The sequence below is a fragment of the Serratia sp. OS31 genome, assembly GCF_014164835.1.
Classification (GTDB): domain Bacteria; phylum Pseudomonadota; class Gammaproteobacteria; order Enterobacterales; family Enterobacteriaceae; genus Serratia; species Serratia liquefaciens_A.
In genome coordinates, this window is sequence record NZ_JACJFQ010000025.1 from 1 (window position 1) to 18,081 (window position 18,081).

The 18,081-nt window shown below is 56.5% G+C and carries 20 protein-coding genes; 9 read left to right on the forward strand and 11 right to left on the reverse strand.

The annotated features are described in order from the left end of the window. Positions 1–274 precede the first annotated feature (274 nt). Positions 275–586: a recombinase family protein gene (locus tag H5P17_RS18880; protein WP_182824564.1), complete on the reverse strand. Its 312-nt coding sequence runs from the start codon at positions 584–586 to the stop codon at positions 275–277. On the opposite strand from H5P17_RS18880, the gene H5P17_RS18885 reads away from it, so the two are divergent. The 4 genes from H5P17_RS18885 to H5P17_RS18900 are packed head-to-tail and all read left to right on the forward strand — an operon-like array spanning position 585 to position 2,954. Next, complete coding sequence (locus H5P17_RS18885; protein WP_182824566.1) at positions 585–971, forward strand: ArsC family reductase; 387 nt, start codon at positions 585–587, stop codon at positions 969–971. The two genes, H5P17_RS18880 and H5P17_RS18885, sit on opposite strands and share 2 nt — an antisense overlap. Further along, positions 968–2,095 carry a succinyl-diaminopimelate desuccinylase gene (gene dapE, locus H5P17_RS18890; RefSeq protein WP_044554669.1) on the forward strand — a complete coding sequence of 376 codons (1,128 nt, stop codon included), beginning with the start codon at positions 968–970 and terminating at the stop codon, positions 2,093–2,095. The genes H5P17_RS18885 and dapE overlap by 4 nt, the downstream gene beginning before the upstream one ends. Further along, positions 2,092–2,766: a M15 family metallopeptidase gene (locus tag H5P17_RS18895; RefSeq protein ID WP_182824568.1), complete on the forward strand. Its 675-nt coding sequence runs from the start codon at positions 2,092–2,094 to the stop codon at positions 2,764–2,766. Before dapE ends, H5P17_RS18895 begins: the two co-directional genes overlap by 4 nt. Positions 2,767–2,768: 2 nt before the next feature. Then, positions 2,769–2,954 (forward strand): YpfN family protein, encoded by a 186-nt coding sequence (locus tag H5P17_RS18900; protein ID WP_020828048.1) that lies wholly within the window; start codon positions 2,769–2,771, stop codon positions 2,952–2,954. Positions 2,955–2,982: 28 nt separating this feature from the next. Here H5P17_RS18900 and ypfH read toward each other — a convergent pair whose 3' ends face one another. The 6 genes from ypfH to dapA form a co-directional block, all read right to left on the reverse strand. Then, complete coding sequence (gene ypfH, locus H5P17_RS18905) at positions 2,983–3,672, reverse strand: esterase (RefSeq protein WP_182824569.1); 690 nt, start codon at positions 3,670–3,672, stop codon at positions 2,983–2,985. 117 nt (positions 3,673–3,789) lie between these two features. Beyond that, a complete protein-coding gene (locus H5P17_RS18910) occupies positions 3,790–5,802 on the reverse strand; it encodes a tRNA(Met) cytidine acetyltransferase TmcA (RefSeq protein ID WP_182824571.1) in 2,013 nt (670 codons plus the stop codon). 54 nt (positions 5,803–5,856) lie between these two features. After that, a complete protein-coding gene (locus tag H5P17_RS18915; RefSeq protein WP_012146218.1) occupies positions 5,857–6,723 on the reverse strand; it encodes a neutral zinc metallopeptidase in 867 nt (288 codons plus the stop codon). A gap of 152 nt (positions 6,724–6,875) precedes the next feature. Then, positions 6,876–7,589 (reverse strand): phosphoribosylaminoimidazolesuccinocarboxamide synthase, encoded by a 714-nt coding sequence (gene purC, locus H5P17_RS18920; protein ID WP_020828051.1) that lies wholly within the window; start codon positions 7,587–7,589, stop codon positions 6,876–6,878. A gap of 191 nt (positions 7,590–7,780) precedes the next feature. After that, on the reverse strand, positions 7,781–8,833 hold the full coding sequence (gene bamC / locus H5P17_RS18925; protein WP_020828052.1) for an outer membrane protein assembly factor BamC: 1,053 nt from the start codon (positions 8,831–8,833) through the stop codon (positions 7,781–7,783). 16 nt (positions 8,834–8,849) lie between these two features. Then, on the reverse strand, positions 8,850–9,731 hold the full coding sequence (dapA, locus tag H5P17_RS18930) for a 4-hydroxy-tetrahydrodipicolinate synthase (protein WP_182824573.1): 882 nt from the start codon (positions 9,729–9,731) through the stop codon (positions 8,850–8,852). A 110-nt stretch (positions 9,732–9,841) separates the two neighbouring features. Here dapA and H5P17_RS18935 point away from each other — a divergent pair, with 110 nt between their 5' ends. After that, positions 9,842–10,450 carry a glycine cleavage system transcriptional repressor gene (locus H5P17_RS18935; protein WP_220496911.1) on the forward strand — a complete coding sequence of 203 codons (609 nt, stop codon included), beginning with the start codon at positions 9,842–9,844 and terminating at the stop codon, positions 10,448–10,450. A gap of 2 nt (positions 10,451–10,452) precedes the next feature. Next, the gene (gene bcp / locus H5P17_RS18940; protein WP_182824577.1) at positions 10,453–10,917 is read left to right on the forward strand and encodes a thioredoxin-dependent thiol peroxidase; all 465 of its coding nucleotides are present in this window, start codon (positions 10,453–10,455) and stop codon (positions 10,915–10,917) included. 43 nt (positions 10,918–10,960) lie between these two features. Here bcp and H5P17_RS18945 read toward each other — a convergent pair whose 3' ends face one another. From H5P17_RS18945 to H5P17_RS18955, 3 genes are all read right to left on the reverse strand, one after another. Further along, positions 10,961–12,031 (reverse strand): AI-2E family transporter, encoded by a 1,071-nt coding sequence (locus H5P17_RS18945; protein WP_044554663.1) that lies wholly within the window; start codon positions 12,029–12,031, stop codon positions 10,961–10,963. Between the two features lie 258 nt (positions 12,032–12,289). Next, positions 12,290–14,488 (reverse strand): TonB-dependent siderophore receptor, encoded by a 2,199-nt coding sequence (locus tag H5P17_RS18950; RefSeq protein ID WP_182824579.1) that lies wholly within the window; start codon positions 14,486–14,488, stop codon positions 12,290–12,292. Between the two features lie 60 nt (positions 14,489–14,548). After that, positions 14,549–15,634, reverse strand: a complete 1,086-nt coding sequence (locus H5P17_RS18955) for a YncE family protein (protein WP_044554658.1) — start codon at positions 15,632–15,634, stop codon at positions 14,549–14,551. A 351-nt stretch (positions 15,635–15,985) separates the two neighbouring features. Between H5P17_RS18955 and H5P17_RS18960 the strand changes: the two genes are divergently transcribed. Further along, entirely contained in the window at positions 15,986–16,414 is a 429-nt protein-coding gene (locus H5P17_RS18960) for a molybdopterin-binding protein (RefSeq protein WP_044554657.1), read from the forward strand. Positions 16,415–16,473: 59 nt separating this feature from the next. On the opposite strand, the gene H5P17_RS18965 is transcribed toward H5P17_RS18960, so the two are convergent. Further along, entirely contained in the window at positions 16,474–17,091 is a 618-nt protein-coding gene (locus H5P17_RS18965) for a LysE family translocator (RefSeq protein ID WP_182824636.1), read from the reverse strand. A gap of 200 nt (positions 17,092–17,291) precedes the next feature. On the opposite strand from H5P17_RS18965, the gene H5P17_RS18970 reads away from it, so the two are divergent. Continuing rightward, positions 17,292–17,747, forward strand: coding sequence for an Lrp/AsnC family transcriptional regulator (locus tag H5P17_RS18970; protein ID WP_020828061.1), 456 nt, complete (start codon positions 17,292–17,294; stop codon positions 17,745–17,747). A 29-nt stretch (positions 17,748–17,776) separates the two neighbouring features. Beyond that, a complete protein-coding gene (locus H5P17_RS18975; protein WP_020828062.1) occupies positions 17,777–17,983 on the forward strand; it encodes a DUF2767 family protein in 207 nt (68 codons plus the stop codon). Positions 17,984–18,081 lie beyond the last annotated feature (98 nt).

Here is an 18,081-nt window from a genome sequence, read left to right on the forward strand (position 1 = left end):
CGTACTAATATATTATTTTCATTAAGTATATATATCCCATCAACCACATCAATTCATTTCGGACAGTGTTTAATCATATACTGTCCTTCATCTTTCTCTTTTTTGCGTCGTTTGTCCCAACCTTTCCTTATACGAGTAGACTTTAGACAAGACTCTTCGTAAGAACGTTCGGCGATCATGGTGCAAAAGTTAGACTATTAGAGTGCTTGCGGCTAATGATAAGCCGCTTCTCAAGATTATACAGTTCGATTTGAGCACGATCTAATTGAGAAATTTACTCGACACACTTGAAAGGTTTTTCGCGAGAGAACCGATCGAGACTTTCAACGATGAGTACCGAGCCTTTCGCTATGTCACCACCATTAACACGCTTGAAAAATCGTCCGAATCCTGCACTCTCATGCCAATGTTCGGCTTTGAATGCTGAACGCCCTTCATCGATAATTAGCTCGTAGTCTGGATCGAAATCCTGCACTGGGGCATTATCTTCAAAATACTTAATGAGCAGTGATTCCTGATGGTTTAGGCCATCGCCGGATACCTGTTGCTCTGAACTTACCCTGATATAGAGGTAACATTTTTTCATGAAAGACGATGCTCAAAAAAGTTTGCTTAAGCTCTATGGTATCAAAAATTGTGACACCATCAAAAAAGCACGCCGCTGGCTGGAAGAACAGGGTGTGGCATATCACTTTCACGACTACCGCGCCGACGGGCTGGACGAACAGCAGCTGCGCGCTTTCGTAGAACTTTTGGGCTGGGAACCGCTGCTGAACACCCGCGGCACCACCTGGCGCAAACTGGACGAAGCGCAGCGTAACGCCTGTGACAATGCCGATGCGGCCATCGAACTGATGCTGGCCCAACCGGCCATCATCAAGCGCCCGCTGCTGAGCGACGGCAAGGGGCATGCTCTGCTCGGTTTCAACGCCGACAGTTATCAGCAATTTATTTCCGAGGTGGCCGCATGATTTGCCCGGTAATCGAACTGGCCCAGCAGCTGATCAAACGCCCTTCCCTCAGCCCGCACGACGAAGGCTGTCAGGCGTTGATGATTGAACGTCTCGAGGCCATCGGCTTCACCGTTGAGCCCATGCCTTTCGGCGATACCCTGAATTTTTGGGCCTGGCGTGGCGAGGGGAAAACCCTGGCTTTTGCCGGCCACACCGACGTGGTGCCGACCGGCGACGAGAAACGCTGGGACAACCCGCCGTTTGAGCCGACCATCCGCGACGGCATGCTGTATGGCCGCGGCGCGGCAGATATGAAAGGCTCACTGGCGGCCATGGTGGTGGCGGCCGAGCGGTTTGTGGCGGCCAATCCTCATCATCAGGGGCGTTTGGCATTCCTGATCACCTCCGATGAAGAGGCCAGCGCAACCCACGGCACGGTTAAAGTGGTCGAAGCCCTGATGGCGCGCAACGAACGCCTGGATTACTGCCTGGTTGGCGAGCCATCCAGTACCGAACGCGTCGGTGACGTGGTGAAAAACGGCCGTCGCGGCTCAATCACCGCCAACCTGCACATTCACGGGATTCAGGGCCATGTCGCCTATCCACACCTGGCGGATAACCCGGTACATCGTGCCATGCCGGCGCTTAATGAGCTGGTGGCGATAGAGTGGGATCGCGGCAATGAATTCTTCCCGCCGACCAGCATGCAGATCGCCAACGTGCAGGCCGGCACCGGCAGCAACAACGTGATCCCGGGCGAGATGTTCGTCCAGTTCAACTTCCGTTTCAGCACCGAATCGACCGACGCGACGATCAAACAACGCGTGGAAGAGCTGCTCGAGCGTCATCAGCTGAACTACAGCATCGAATGGCGTCTGTCCGGTCAGCCGTTCCTGACCGCACGCGGCGCATTGGTGGATGCGGTGGTTAACGCCGTCGAACATTATTCCGAACTGACGCCGCAGCTGCTGACCACAGGCGGGACTTCGGACGGTCGCTTTATCGCCCAGATGGGGGCTCAAGTGGTTGAACTGGGGCCGGTAAACGCCACCATCCATAAGGTTAACGAATGCGTACACGCCGCCGATCTGCAACTGCTGAGCCGCATGTATCAGCGCATCATGGAGCAATTGATCGCATGATCACGCCAGAAATGCTGACCGGGCGATCGACCGACCATCTGGCACCGCTGAGCGGCAACCACCGCATGCAGCCCGCCGCCGTGACCGCGTTTCTCGCCATGCAGCAGGCGGCACTTGCCGCCGGGTTTAATCTGCAACCTGCCAGCACATTTCGTGATTTCGAACGGCAACAGGCGATCTGGAATGGAAAATTCTGCGGCGAGCGACCAGTATTAGATAAGGACAGTCGACCGATCGACATCATGCCGCTGTCTGCCGCCGAGCGCTGCGAAGCGATTCTGCGCTGGTCGGCCTTACCGGGAGCCAGCCGCCATCACTGGGGCAGCGACCTGGATGTCTACGATCCCTCGCTGTTGCCCGAAGGGCAAAAGCTGCAGCTGGAGCCGTGGGAATACGAGCAGGGCGGCTACTTTTACCCGCTCAATCAGTGGCTGACGGCACACATGGCCGAATTTGGCTTTTATCGCCCGTTCACCGAAGACGGCGACGGCGTGGCGGTGGAACCCTGGCACCTGAGCTACCGCCCGCTGGCGCAGGAAGCCGAACATCTGCTGACGCCGGCGCTGCTGTTGGCGGCCTGGAAAGATAAGGATATTGCCGGTGCTCAATGGCTTGAAGCCCATCTGCCAGCGATATTTTCGCGTTTTATACGCGCTGAAGGAAAGGAGTGAATATGGAATGGTTAGCGGACTACTGGTGGATTATCCTGCTGATTCTGGTGGGAATGATCATCAGCGGGATCAAAGAGCTGCGCCGCGTCGACGTGAAAGGCTATCTGGCCGATAAGCCGAAGCTGCCGCCACACCGCGACAACAACGCCGAGTGGGACGACGAAGACGATTGGCCGAAGAAAAAATGACATCAGGGCGCATCATGCGCCCTGAAGCTTATTTAAAGGCGATCAAATCGCCACGCTTGCCAAACAACGCTTCTTCCCAGTAACGCTGCGGCACGTAGTAATGCAGCCGTTCAAGCGCACTGTCCATCATGCCCTGGTTAATGGCGTGTCCTACATCATCTTCCACATCCAGCGTAAAATCGACGCCGTTGGCCTGTAGCCGTTCTGCCGCCGCCTGGGCATGTTGCACCGAAATCACCGCATCCTGTTCGCCGTGGATCAAATGCACCACGCTGTCACCGAACGCCTGGTCGGGCAGGCTGGCAAAGCGCCCGCTGAAAGCCACCACCCGGCCGGCCAACCTGGGCTCCACCTTCAGAGCTTCCAGTGCCATGATAGCCCCCTGAGAGAAGCCCACCAACGCCGTGCCGGCGTCATTCACGCCGCTGTGTTGCTGCCAGTAACGCACGGTTTCGACAAACTGCGGCATCACTTCGGCAATGCGCTCGGCGCGGTTTTCTTCGGTTACGTCCTGTACTGAAAACCACTGGCGGCCGCTGCCGTTACCAAAAGCAGAGGGACCACCCACGCTGACCACCAGCGCCTGCGGGAATTCTTTGGCGAAATAACGGCCAATCTCCCCCATCGCTACCGGGGTATCGCCGACACCGTGAAACAGCAGGATCAGCTGCGCAGCCGGTGTTGCCGGGCTCTGGACAACGAAATGCTCATGTTTCATCGGTGACTCCTCGCGTGATTAAGATCCAGTCCGGCGCCAGATGCCCCGGTTTCTGCCAGCTACTATACGCCGCTGAGAAATCAGGAAAATCGGGTTTTATTGAGCAACATCTTCAATTTATTGCAACGACTGCGACCACGCTTTCCAGCGTAGGCCGTGCTGAGCATCCAGCTGTTCGAGCGCCAGTCCCGCCTCCTGACGCCAGCGGCGCAGTAGCAGTTTCTGTCCGCTCAAGCCAAGCAGCTCCACGCAAATTGCCGCCGTCAACTGCTGCTGCAGATGCATGCGCAGCGCGGGCAGCGGCAAGGGACTGGCCAACAGCAGACGTTGCAGCGCCCCCAGGCTGGCCTCCAGCGGCCGGTGAGCAAAGGCAAATCCGGCCAGCTCACGCCAGTCGTCCTCCCCCAACTGGGTATCGCCGTCATCGCCGGGGATCTCTATTTGCAGATCAATACGTGGCTGCAACCAGCGCCAGTCACGCGCCAGGTGCTTATGGGCCGCATGGCGCAACGCCTCGCCCTGTTCGCTCAACGGCAGGATGGCCATTGCGGTATAGCAACCGCTGCTGGCCTCGGTCTTGCTGCCGATGCGAACCAGTTCAAAACCGCAAGATTGCCAGAAACGCCACAGCGGCTCGGTGTAGCCAAAGCTGACCGAGAGATAATCCAACCCTTGGGCCAGCTCGCGCTGCTGTGCGATCAGGTCGCGAGCAATGCCCTGTTGGCGCAGTGCGGGTAACACCGCAATGCGGGTGATGCGCCGCGATCGTAGCGTCGGTGCCCACCATTGGCCCCCGTGTGCCGCCAGCGATTGTGCCACCAGGTTGCCACGTGGACGCCGTCGACCGGCCCAGACTTCGTGCGCCAGTTCGGCGCTCAACCCGCCTTCTTCCACCAGCCACAGGGCACCGACAACTTCATCGTCTACCTGAGCCAGACCAAAGTGCATGCCCGGCGCGTCCATCAACCGCCGTAAATCCAGCGGTGAAGTACGGTAATGGGCGCTGCTCAACAAAGCGTAAAAACGCGCTAGCCTTTGCGGGTCGGCGCACAGCATGGCTTGCTCAGCCCCGCTGATGCTCACCGGCTTATCCGTTACCTGCCAGGAAGGTTGCTCGTTAAACAGCAACGCGTTATCTATGATGCGCTCCAGCGCATCGCCCTGCGCCCAACGCATCGGTTGATCTAACCCCAATGACTGATACGCGGGCAGTCCGGCGCAGAATTTAAGTAAAAAACCACGGCCGGTGCCTTCATAACCCTGCACCGTGGTGGTCAGCAAAACTCGCGGGAAATAGCTCACCAGTTGCTGCAGCTGCGGGCCGGGTATCGCCGCCGCTTCGTCCACCAGCAGCCACCCTACGTCGCTGACGTCCTGTTCACGGCAATGGGCCAACAGCGCATCCGGTGCCCAGAATTGCGCACGCCCCTGCGCCCATTCGGCAGCGACTTCGGTAGCGGCGCGGCTCGGACCGACCAACCAGCAGGTCTGCGAGGTGTTCGCCACCAGCATTCCCGCCACCGTTGACTTGCCGCGCCCACGTGCGGCGGTCAAAACCCAGATGCCCGACGCCGCATTCAGTAATTGTGCCAGCAGCCGCTGCTGCTTGGCGGTGGGTTGGCCATCCGGTGCCTGCCACTGCGGGCGCAACAGCAATGGTGCCAGCGTCAGCGCCTCACCCTGCCGCCAGACGGTGACTTCGCTGTCCGCCGCCAGATGCCGCTGCAGATGATGAATAAAATTCGAGGTAGTGATGGGCTGCGGACAATCGCTCCAGCGCAGGCTGTCGTGATCCGGTTGCTGAGGCCACTGCTGCCACGGCGGCGTCAGCAACAGCAGCCAACTGCCGGCTCGCAGCGTGCCCGACAGCGCGGCCAGGGCTTCAACATCCAGCCCTTTCGTCGCATCAAACACCGCGTGCAGGCGTTCTTGCCCCAGCAGCGTCCGCACTGCACCGCTCGCCACTGCCTGCAGACCCGGCGGCGGGTTTTCCCCCACCCAGGGCCAGTCGCCCGGCAGGGTATCCGCCAGTTGTAGTGCCTGCTGGCGACACCATTGCGGCTCGCCACCGATCACCAGCAGGCGCCTGATGCCCTGCTGCTGCATAAGTTGTTGCATTGCCAGTAACATAACCGTGGATCCAGACCTGAAAAAAATGCCGGAGTCAGGCTCCGGCATTGCATGTTAACGGGATGCGAAGGTGTTGCAGGTGTTAGGATCGCCGCTGTCGAAGCCCTGTTTAAACCAGGTGTAGCGCTGCTGCGAAGTGCCGTGGGTGAAGCTGTCCGGCACCACGCGTCCCTGCCCTTGCTGCTGCAAACGGTCGTCGCCGATCGCCTGCGCAGCGTTCAGGGCCGCCTGCAAGTCGCCCTCTTCCAACATCTGCTGTTTCTCGGCGTATTTGCCCCACACGCCGGCAAAGCAGTCCGCCTGCAGTTCCATTTTCACCGACAGGCGGTTCACTTCCGCCTGGCTGGCACCCTGCTGCATCTGACGCACTTTCGGCTCGATGCCCAACAGGTTTTGCACATGGTGGCCGACTTCGTGCGCCACCACATAAGCCTGGGCAAAGTCACCGCCGGCCCCCAGCTTGGTTTTCATATCCTGATAGAACGACAGGTCGATATACACCGTTTTGTCACCCGGGCAATAGAACGGCCCCATCGCCGCCTGGCCGGTGCCGCAACTGGTACGGGTTACGCCGCGATACATCACCAGTTTGGGTGGCTGATAGGTTTTGCCCATGCGCTGGAAAACTTCTTTCCAGTTATCTTCGGTAGACGCCAGCACCACCGAGGTAAATTTAGCCAGTTCATCGTCTTTTGGACTGATGCTGGCGCTTTGTTGCTGAGTTTGCGGGCTCACGTCCCCACCGTTCAACAACGGCGAGAGATCGATGCCGTAATAGCCGGCCACCAACACCACCACCAGAATGGCGATACCGCCCTTGCCGCGAGGAACACGAAAACCGCCACCGCCGCCCCCCAGACCTGAAGACTGCCCGCGACGATCCTCAACATTGTCACTTTCCCGACGCCCTTGCCAACGCATAAATAAACTCCAGATTAGGTTTTTGTCATGTTACGTTGATCATTATAAGTGCTGAGCAGCGGAGGAAATGTAGAATTTTTCCGGAAATGCAGTCTGAGAGAAATATTGCAGGGGATAACGGGGCCGAATGACCCCGTAGAGCGCGAAAACGCTTAGTCGAGCTTGACGCCGATGCGACGGGCCACTTCTTCGTAAGCTTCGATCAGGCCACCCAGGCTCTGGCGGAAGCGGTCCTTGTCCATCTTGTCCAGGGTGTTTTTGTCCCACAGGCGGCTGCCGTCCGGCGAAAACTCATCGCCCAGCACTACTTCGCCGTTGAACAGGCCGAACTCCAGCTTGAAGTCGACCAGGATCAGGCCGGCGTCGTCAAACAGCTTGCTCAGCACGTCGTTTGCCTTGTAGCTCAGCTCGCGCATGCGCGCCAGGTGCTCTTTGTTCACCCAGCCGAAGGTTTCACAGTAGGATTCGTTGACCATTGGATCGTGCATGGCATCGTTTTTCAGGAACAGGTCGAACAGCGGCGGGTTCAGTACCAGGCCTTCTTCAATGCCCAGACGCTTCACCAGTGAGCCGGCAGCACGGTTGCGGATCACGCACTCGACCGGCACCATGTCCAGCTTCTTCACCAGCACTTCGTTGTCTGACAGCAGGCGTTCCATTTGCGTCGGGATGCCGGCCTCTTCCAGTTTGCTCATAATGAAATGGTTAAACTTGTTGTTCACCATGCCTTTGCGATCGAACTGCTCAATGCGCTGACCATCCAGTGCTGACGTATCGTTGCGGAACTCCAACACCAGCAAATCAGGGTTTTCGGTGGTGTAGACGGTTTTTGCCTTTCCGCGATACAACTCAGCTAGCTTTTGCATCTTACATACTCCAATAAGAGAATACCCTTCACCTTTCAAACGACAGCGTTGTTGGCTGCCACTTGAAATCTCTTGGGTATAGAATTTATACAATTAATTCTTTAACAACACACATGGGTATATTGTGCCAAACCTGCGACGCAAACGATACCGTATTAGACAAAGAAAAAGGGGCCGTAGCCCCTTTTCAATCAGTTAACGCTGGTTTTACTGAATGCTGCCTGGAAGGCCGCCACCAAGCCGTCATTTTGCGACTGGGTCAATGGCTTCCCTTTAGGATCGATAAATTGCAGGCTGGTGCGGTTGTTCAAGTCCCCGACCTGCAGTTTGTAGTCGCCCTCTTTCAGTTCAGGATCCTTGGCGCCCAACGCATCCCAATCGCTTCCGCTCAGGGATTTGTAAGTTACGGCGACGGTGCCCTGCGGACGGCTGCGGTCACCCACTTTCATCCCCAGTTTCTCCAGCGCCGCAGGCAGGCGATCCCACACTACGGTGTAAGGGCCGCGCACGACCAGCATCGGCAGGCCGGTGTCATCGGCGCTGCTCTGTACGTCCAGCGCGCCGAAGCGGTTGGCCGTCTGGCTGCTTGCCAGGTTGTCCTGCTTGTCCAGACCTTCTACGATGGTGTTCATCATCATGCCGTTGTAGCGCTGCACTTCAGACGGGTCGGTAATCTGTTCGGTTTTACCCTGCTGCTGCAGGCCCACGGTTTTCACCGTCAGCGCCTGCTGGTAACCCTGCTGTTGCACGCTGATCTGGTAGCGACCTTCGTACTGGTTGTCTTCATCCAGACGGTTCCACTTCACCCAGTCGGTGGTCAGCGTCTGACCGGCGTCCTGACGTGAGGCGATTGCGATATTTTTCGTCTGCAGCATGCTGACAACGCGCGACCACAGGTTCTGGTTCTGCGGGTTATTTTCCAACAGCAGCGTACCGCTGTCGCCGGCATATTGCGCGCGTGAACCGCTCAGCAATGCCAGTGGCTGCACCGGCGGACGAATATCCAGTTGCTTGCCGACGCCGCCTTTCAGCGTGGTGGCCGGAACATCATAATTACCGCTTTGCACCGGCAGGATCATACCGGCTGGAGCGTTCAGTGGCTTGAGCACCGACGCATCGAGGTAAGACTCATCGCCGCTCACCTGGCGTTTGTAACGCTGATCGGTGGTGCAGGCGGCCAGCATCATAACCAGCGAAATACCCACGACTTTTGCTACCGTCGACTTTTGCAATGAATAAACCATCAAATTTCCCTTAGAGTTACAGCAAACCGGCGCTTTTCAACGCGCGTTCCACTACCGGACGGGCAGCGTCGGTCAACGGCGTCATAGGCAGACGCATCGTATCGGTTGCCATCAATCCCAATGCCTTACAGGCCCATTTCACCGGAATTGGGTTTGCTTCTACAAACAAATCCTGATGCAACGGCATCAAGCGCTGATTTAAGCGGCGTGCCTCAGCAAAGTCGCCCTGTGCTGCCAGCGCGCAAAGCTGCGCCATTTCACGCGCCGCCACGTTGGCCGTCACGGAAATCACCCCTTTGCCGCCCAGTTGCATGAAATCCAGACCGCTGGCGTCATCGCCGCTCAGCAAAATGAAATCTTCATCATCAAGCAGCACTTGGATCTGACTTACACGACTTAAGTTCCCTGTTGCCTCTTTAACAGCAACAATATTCTTAATTTTTGCCAAACGCGCAATCACCGGCGGCAGCATGTCACACCCGGTGCGCGAAGGCACGTTATAGAGGATCTGCGGCAGTGCAGTGCTTTCGGCAATCGCCTTGAAGTGCTGGTACAGCCCTTCCTGAGTAGGTTTGTTGTAGTAAGGCGTGACCGTCAGGCAACCCACTACGCCGGTATTTTCAAAGCGCTGGGTCAGCGAAATGGCTTCGGCGGTGGCGTTGGCGCCGGTACCGGCGATCACCGGAATACGGCCTGCGGCCAGTTCCAGCGTCTGCAATACCACGTCAACGTGCTCGTCATGGGCAAGCGTTGCGGACTCGCCGGTAGTCCCTACGGAAACGATGGCCGCAGTTCCACTGGCTACATGATAATCAATCAATTTTTTTAGGCTCGCGCGATCGACAGCACCTGTGTCGTCCATCGGCGTAACCAGTGCAACAATACTTCCCGTAAACATTGGCCGTCCCCTCCACAAACAAGTCACTCATGGTACTTTTGCTGCCTATCCAAAAGCAAGCAAACAACGGCGTTGTAAGCGCTTGGCAGGCGGTTTTTTTTATGTTTACCATGGTAACCCCATTGAGCACGACAGGAAGCTCCATTTTGCCTAAGCCAGATGAACACTATCTCGTGATTACCGCGCTCGGCGCCGATCGCCCCGGAATCGTCAATGCCATCACTCGCCACGTCAGCAGCTGCGGGTGCAATATCGAAGATAGCCGTCTGGCCATGCTGGGTGAAGAGTTCACTTTCATCATGCTGCTTTCCGGCAGTTGGAACGCCATTACCCTGATCGAATCAACCCTGCCGCAAAAAGGCGCGGAGCTGGAACTGCTGATTGTGATGAAGCGCACCAACTCGTCGCACGAAAGACCGCCGATGCCGGCTACGGTGTGGGTGCAGGTGGAGGTGAAAGACTCGCCGCACATCATCGAGCGCTTTACCGATTTGTTCGACTCCAGCCAGATGAACATTGCCGAGCTGGTATCGCGCACCCAGCCTGCGGAAGGCGACCTGCCGCCGCAGCTGTATATCCAGATCACCGCGCACAGCCCCGGCAATCAGGATGCCTCAAATATTGAACAAGCCTTTCATCGCCTATGTACAGAATTGAAAGCACAAGGCAGTATTAGCGTTGTGAACTATCCACAGCATGATGAGAAAGATGGAGAGTAGTGATGAGCCCATTGAAAGCCGGTGACACAGCGCCGAAGTTTAGTTTGCCTGACCAGGACGGTGAGGAAATTAATTTGGCCGACTTCCAGGGACAGCGAGTGCTTGTTTATTTTTATCCCAAGGCGATGACGCCGGGCTGTACCGTACAGGCCTGCGGTTTGCGGGATAACATGGATGACTTGAAAAAAGCGGGTGTCGAAGTTCTGGGCATCAGCACGGATAAACCAGAGAAACTGTCGCGTTTTGCCGAGAAAGAGTTGTTAAATTTCACGTTGTTGTCTGATGAGGATCATCAGGTAGCGCAGCAGTTCGGCGTTTGGGGTGAGAAAACCTTCATGGGGAAAACCTATGACGGCATTCACCGCATCAGCTTCCTGATCGACGCCAAAGGCAAGGTTGAAAAAGTGTTTGATGATTTCAAGACCACCAATCATCACGACATCGTTCTGGATTACCTGCAAAAATAATTCTCACGAAGCGCAGCGGCCTGCTGCGCTTCGTTATCCCCGCTTATTCCTGTTCCGTTTCTACCCGCAGTTCGTCCGGCCAGGCATGGATCACCGCCTTCACCAAGGTTGCCAGCGGGATAGCGAAGAACACCCCCCAGAAGCCCCACAGCCCGCCAAAGACAATCACCGACAGAATAATCACCAGCGGATGCAGGTTGACCGCTTCAGAGAACAGAATCGGCACCAGCAGGTTGCCATCCAGTCCCTGCACCACCAGATAGGCGACGATCAGCGTCCAGAAATCGGCGCCGACGCCCCATTGGAACATCGCCACCACCACCACCGGAATGGTCACCAGTACCGCGCCGATATAGGGGATCAGCACCGAGAAACCGACCAGCACCGCCAGCAACAGCGAATAACGCATATCCAGCACCGCGAACACCAGATAGGTCGCCACCCCGACGATCACCATCTCCAGCACCTTACCGCGAATGTAGTTGGTGATCTGCTGGTTCATTTCGATCCACACCTGCCCGGCCAGCCCGCGGTTGCGTGGCAATACCCGGCGCACCGCATTGAGCATCTGTTCCTTGTCCTTCAACAGGAAGAACATCATCATCGGGACCAGGATCAGATAAATCGCCAGCGTCAGCAGGCCCACCAGCGACGCCAGCGAGAATTTCACCACCGACTCGCCCATGCCCGACAGGCGTCCGCGCAGGTTCTCCGCCATCATGTCGATGATGCCGGCATCCACCAGCGCCGGGTAACGCTTCGGCAACGTCGCGGCGAAGTTATAGAACTGGTTGAGCATGCCCGGCAGATCGGTCATCAGGTTGATGCCCTGTTGCCAGGCGGTCGGCGCCACCACGAAGACCAGCAGCATCGCGATACCGGCAAACAGGATCATCACCATGCTTGCCGCCCAATTACGCGAACAGCCGATGCGCTGCAACCGCGCGGTCGGCCACTCCAGCAGGTACGCCAGCACGATGGCCACCAGCAGCGGGGTCAGAATGCCATGCAGAAAATAGAGAATGAGGAACCCGGCGAGCAGGATCACCAACAGCGCGATGGCTTGCGGATCGGTAAAGCGGCGGCGGTACCACTGTAATAACATCTCCAGCATCAGAGAGGGCTCCTAGAGGTTTGACTGGCAGGCATTGCTGTTCCTGTAATAAGTATTATTGACCCTACGCTGGCTAAGCCAAAAGAGGAAAGGCTGAAGGCCGGGTATTCAGCGTATGGTTGTACCATGCCGCCCCTTCGCCATCCAGCGATTGTCAGCACAGACAGGGGGGAAAGAAAATGATCGATTTACTGCGGGGAAAATCGCGGCGGTTTAGCTGTAGGCCAAACCGCCGCTATGCCATCAGGCCTGAGAAGATCAGAAGTCGTAAGTCAGCGAGGCTTTAAGGGTGCGCGATTGCCCCTGGAAGATATAGGTGCCGTTGCTCTCCACGCTGGACCAGTACTTCTCGTTGGTGACGTTATCCACGCCAACACGCCAAACCATGGTGTTTTGATCCGCGTTCATACGCATGCGGTAGCGCACCCCGAGATCCAGCGTGGTGTAACTGTCGAGTTTCTTGGTGTTCGCCGCATCGGCAAACTGCGAGCCGGTATGGCGAACCCTGGCGGTCGCGGTCAGGCCTTCAACCGGTTGAATGTCATACTCGGCGCCCATCACCATATAGAAATTCGCAACGCCGATAGCATCCTTGCCGTCGTTGGTGCCGTTTTTGGTTTTGGTCAACTCGGGTGACAACCAGGTGGTGCTGCCGTTAAGGCGTAACCCGAGCATCGGCTCACCGAACACGTTCAGTTCCACACCGCGGTTACGTTGCTCACCATCCAGCGCATAATAATTCTCGCTGTTGAGCATGGCCGAAGGTTTCTTGATTTCAAACAGCGCCAGCGAACCGCCCACACGTTCGAAATCAACCTTCACCCCTACTTCATTTTGTTTGGAACGGGCGATGCCGGTGCTCTGGCCGAAGTTAGTGGCTTCCTTCGGCGCATTGCTCCCCGGCTGCAACGCTTCGGTATGGTTGGCGTAGAACGACACATCTTCCCACGGCTTGTACACCAGACCCAAGGTGGGCATCCAGCGGCTTTGGGTATAACGGGACGAGGTATCCTCCAGACCGGTGGCGTTGCTGTAGTTGCGCACCACCACTTTTTGATGGCGCGCAGCTGCGGTTAACAGCACGCGATCGCTAAAGAACCCCAAAGTATCACTGAACAGCCAACCCTGGGTGCGATTACGGGCGGTGGTTAACGGATCGGAATAGTTGCCGCCAAAGTAAGCGTTATCCGGCACCGCCACATCGTGATTGTCGTAAATATTGGTCGTCGGGTTGTTAGCCGACATGCGCCAGGCGGTTTTGTCGCGTTTGATTTGCGCAGAGTAACCCACGTTGACCTTGTGCGAGACATCCCAGGTATTGAATTCGCCGCTGACCCCGGCCATGCCGCTGAACGCATCGATAATACGGTTGGTGTCCAGACGCCCTACCGTGGCGTCACCGTTGGCATTAATCAGCTTGGGTGCGCTGTAGAGCCCGGTTTCATGGGCATGCTGCGCGCCCAGCCCTGTGTAGACCTTCCAGCGTTGAGTGAGGTCATATTCCGCCTTCACCATACCGAATTCGTTTTCGATATCGCTGTAGCCCCATTTCTGGCTGTAATTCTTGGCCGGATCCGGCACCGCAGGAATAAAATCAACGCCGCTGATGTTGACCCCCATGGTACCGCCATGGAAAGTTTTTTTCTGATAACCGAAATCCAGCGAGGTGCGGAAGCGATCGCCACGGTAATCCAGCCCCACCGAGGCCAGCGTGGTACGGCGTTTATCGTCGTTGGCGGCAGCTTCACCTTCACGATGAACCAGATTAACGCGAGCCCCAAACTGGTTGTCGTCACCAAAGCGGCGGCCTACATCCAGCTTGCCACCGACCTGAGAGTCAGAGGTGTAATCGATGCCCACCTGCGTGGTAGGCGTCTCTTCCGCGCGTTTGGGTTCGAGGTTTATCATACCGCCCACCCCACTGGTGGCTACGCCGTTGAGCAAGGCGTTAGCGCCTTTGAACACCTCCACGCGCTCCAGCATTTGGGTATCCATAACCTGACGCGGTACCACGCCCGACAGACCGCCCATGGTCATGTCGTCGCCATCCAGTTGGAAACCGCGAATGCGGTAGGTTTCGGCGAAGTTGCCGTAACCCTGCACCGCCTGAACGCCCGCGTCATTGCTGATGACATCGGCAATGGTTTTCGCCTGTTGATCCTGCACCAGCTTCGCGGTGTAGCCGACCACGTTAAAAGGTACGTCCATGGCTTTTTGTTCGCCCAGCATCCCCAGACGTCCGCCATGCGCGATTTGCCCATCGAGATAAGCGGGAACCAGATCTTCGCCGCCGGCTTTAAAGTCGCTCTCTTTGGTGGCCTGAACCACCAGGGTTTCTTCCTGATTTTTTTTGCTGCTTTCTGCCGGAGCGGCCAGCGCCCCCTGGCTTACCGCACCGATGGCCAGCGCCAATAACGTCAGGCGTTGCGGAAATGATGTTGAACTGGTGTTGTGCATAATTCACTCATGTACGAGGAGAAGTGGAACAAAAATGGCCCGTTACCGGGCCGGTGTGGCTTATTTATTTAAATCAATGCGAACGACGCTGTCCGGCCCCTGAGTAGAGTGATCCTTATTAAAGGGCTGTTTGACGGTGACAAACAGCACCTGGCCGTCGGCCGAGAGTTGAAGGCTGTTTGGATTTGGCGTTACCGCCCAGCTCTGTTTCACGGCATAGGTTGTGGCATTGAGGCTCAGCACCTTGCCGGACTCACGCTGCGAGAGGTAGATTTCATTGCGTTTGGCATTGAACACCACCGCCAGAGAGTCGCCAACATCCAGCTGCTTGAGCAGTTTTCCAGTGTGGGTATCCAGCACCAGCGTAGTTTTGGCTTTGGAATTGTCGGTCACAAACAGGCGTCCGGTTTCGCTGTCTTCCGCCAGGTTAAGCAGCAGCGCCGGCTTATCGCCCAGCGGCTTCCAGCGTTTTTCGATTCGGTTGTTTTTCGGGTTGATGACCAGAATTTCACCGCTGCCGTTCGCGGCGTACAAACGCTGGGTTTGTTCCGAGTAATGCAGGCCGGTCATCCATTTGCCGGTGTTTTTTATCCGCGCTTTTAATTTCAGCGTGTTGGCATCCACCACCCAAATCAACGCCGGGTCGGCCACTGCGCCTATGTACAGCGTATCTTTGTGCAGCAGAATTTGACGCGCGCCATACGGCAGGCCTTTCTCGTTTCGTTCACTAAACAGCAAGCGGCCTTTCACTTTGCCGTCGGCGGTATTGATCGCGCTGATGCCGCCGTCCAGGGAGTTAGTGACATAAAGAGTTTTGCCATCAGGGGAGATCTGCATGGCGAAGTTTTTCAGGTCGGTGTGGGTAGCGCCGAGCGTTTTCAGCGTTTTCGCATCCAGCTTATAAACCACCCCGCCCTGCACATCTTTAAAACCTTCGGAACTGGCCACGTACAAGGCATCGCCCACCGGCGTCAGCGCCATCTCGTACAGACCCTCCGCCAGATCGCGTCTAACCACGTTGTCGGCAGATTGAGCCGCCGGAGCGGCAGGTTGGGCAACCGGGGAAGCAGCGTTTTGCTTAGGGGCGACACAGCCGCTCAACGCCAGTGTCATCACCACGGCGAGCGCAGAAACTTTCATCTTCATCAGGAAATCCTTGGCCATATAAACTGATTGAGTGGAGGCTCTTGCGGATTATTTTTGGCTTTCTCAACAGGAGAAATGAGCTCCACCGTACATTCTCAATGTTTCCTTGTGACTGGGGGTCACTTTATCGCAGGCGGCTGGACCGCCTCAGTTACGAATAGCAAAGAGAATAATAATCATACTCATTACTTTTTTGGCAGGCAAATGCAATTGGTCCGCTTAATCATGCGAAAGCACCATAAAGCGAATACCCCCATCGTTCACATAATGATTCCGCCGCATTGGCAAACGAGACGATAAATGGTCATGCTGTAAGGCTATCTCATCCTCATGTCTGACCAAGGAGAATTTATGTCAGTTTCAGCCCGTAACCAGTTATCCGGCACCGTGTCTGCCGTCGCTAAAGGCGCCGTTAATGACGAGGTGGAAATCACTTTGCCGGGCGGCGAGAAGCTAGTCGCTATTGTGACGGTGCAAAGCCAGCAGTCGCTTGGCCTGGTCACCGGAAAGGAAGCGGTGGCGCTGATTAAGGCCCCCTGGGTTATTTTGGCTTCGGAAGACTGCGGGCTGCGTTTCTCCGCCCGCAATCAATTCGCCGGGGAAGTCAGTGCAGTTGAGCAAGGGGCGGTGAACAGCACCGTGCACATTAAAACGGATGCCGGTTTCAAACTGACCTCGGTGATCACCAATGAAAGCCTGCAAGAGATGGCGTTGAAGAACGGCGCTCGAGTCATCGCTCTGGTCAAAGCCTCTTCCGTACTGCTCGCCGTCAGGGCATAGTTTCAGGGCCCTTTCAAGCCCGCATCGGCGGGCTTTTTAGTGGGCAAGTGCTTGGGGCATTACTTTATCCCTTGCTCGACAAGCAGCCCGACGGCGATCAACACCATGGCCGCGCCGGAAAAACGGCTGACAACCCGTGCAGCCTGCGGGCGCGTCTGCAGTACCGACTGCGAGCCATACCCCACGATCAAATAAACCAACCCGCAGCTGATCAGATGCAACAGGCCAAGCGCGAGAATTTGGGTCGGGATCGACCAACTGGCGCTCGCGTCGGTGAACTGCGGCAGCAGAGCCAAAAACAGCAGAAATACCTTGGGATTCAGGCCGCTGACGCAAATGCCCTTGCCGGCCCAACGCAGCCAGGAGCCGGACGCCTGCGCATCGCCGGCGCTCGGCGTCGGGGGATTGCGCAGCATGTTGATGCCAATCCAGAACAGGTAGCCGGCCCCCAGCAGGGTGAGCGCCGTAAGAGCCATAGGATTGCCTGTCACCAAAGCGCCCACGCCTGCCGCCACGATCGCAATAGCGATAAGGTGCCCACACAGCAACCCTGCCACCGCAGGCAGCACTACCCGTCCACGAATGCCGGCCGAGATGATATACGCCCAGTCCAGACCCGGCGTAATCACGAACAGAATCGAAACGGCCCAGAAAGCTGCAAAAATGGCCGGCGTCATAAATATCCCCCCCGCCACCGACACCCGGCAGTTTGGCTTATCCATTTAATCACTTGGCGTTCCTCCGGTGGACAGCGTTAACAGGCCGAAAGCCATTTATGTCCAAAGTTGTTCAATTATTGAAAAGAATATCCCCAAGTTGTTAGAATGTGATTTCAATTATTTGCTTATAAATCGCAAATTGAGGGAAATTTTTCCAAATGGACAAGATTGACCGCAAAATCCTTGCTGAACTTCAGTTTGATGGGCGTCTTTCTGTTACCGACCTGGCTGACCGAATTGGGCTGAGCGTTTCCCCCTGCCACCGCCGGGTGCGAGCGCTGGAACAATCTGGCGTGATCAGAGGCTATCGTGCCCACCTCGATCCCGGCAGTCTGGGCTTTAACTTTTCCGCGCTGGTTTTCGTCACCATGCGGGAAGGGGATCGCCAGGCTGTTGAAGCCTTCGAAAACGCCATGGTGGATATTCCCCAGGTTATCCAGGCGCAGCGATTGTTCGGCGATCCCGACTACCTGTTGCATGTCATCGCCCGCGATTTACCGGCTTTTCAGCGGCTTTACGACGAACAGCTTTCCGCCCTGCCCGGCGTTCAACGCCTGACCTCCACGCTGGTGATGAAAAGCGTGGTGCAGGACCGGCCCTTTCTGCCGTTGTAGATCCCAATCAAATCCAGAAGGATACAGTTATGAACAGTGGTTTCGAGGACTCAAAAGCCTTGTACATCGGCATATGCACGGTGGTAGGCGATGCCTTCCTGGCGTTGGCCAATGAAGAGCATGAAACGCAAAAAGCAGACGTGATTAATGAGCTTAAAACGGCGATTACCCGCGAAGGTCGGGATGTCAATCTGGATGAAGCGCGCGAATTGGCGATTGAGTGGCTGGAACGATAGGTAACGCCGGTTACGTTGCTTTTGCGGGGTTAGCAGGGCCATAACCGCCTTCCGGGCTGCCGTTCTGGCAACAAAAATGGGAGCGTTTCCGCTCCCAT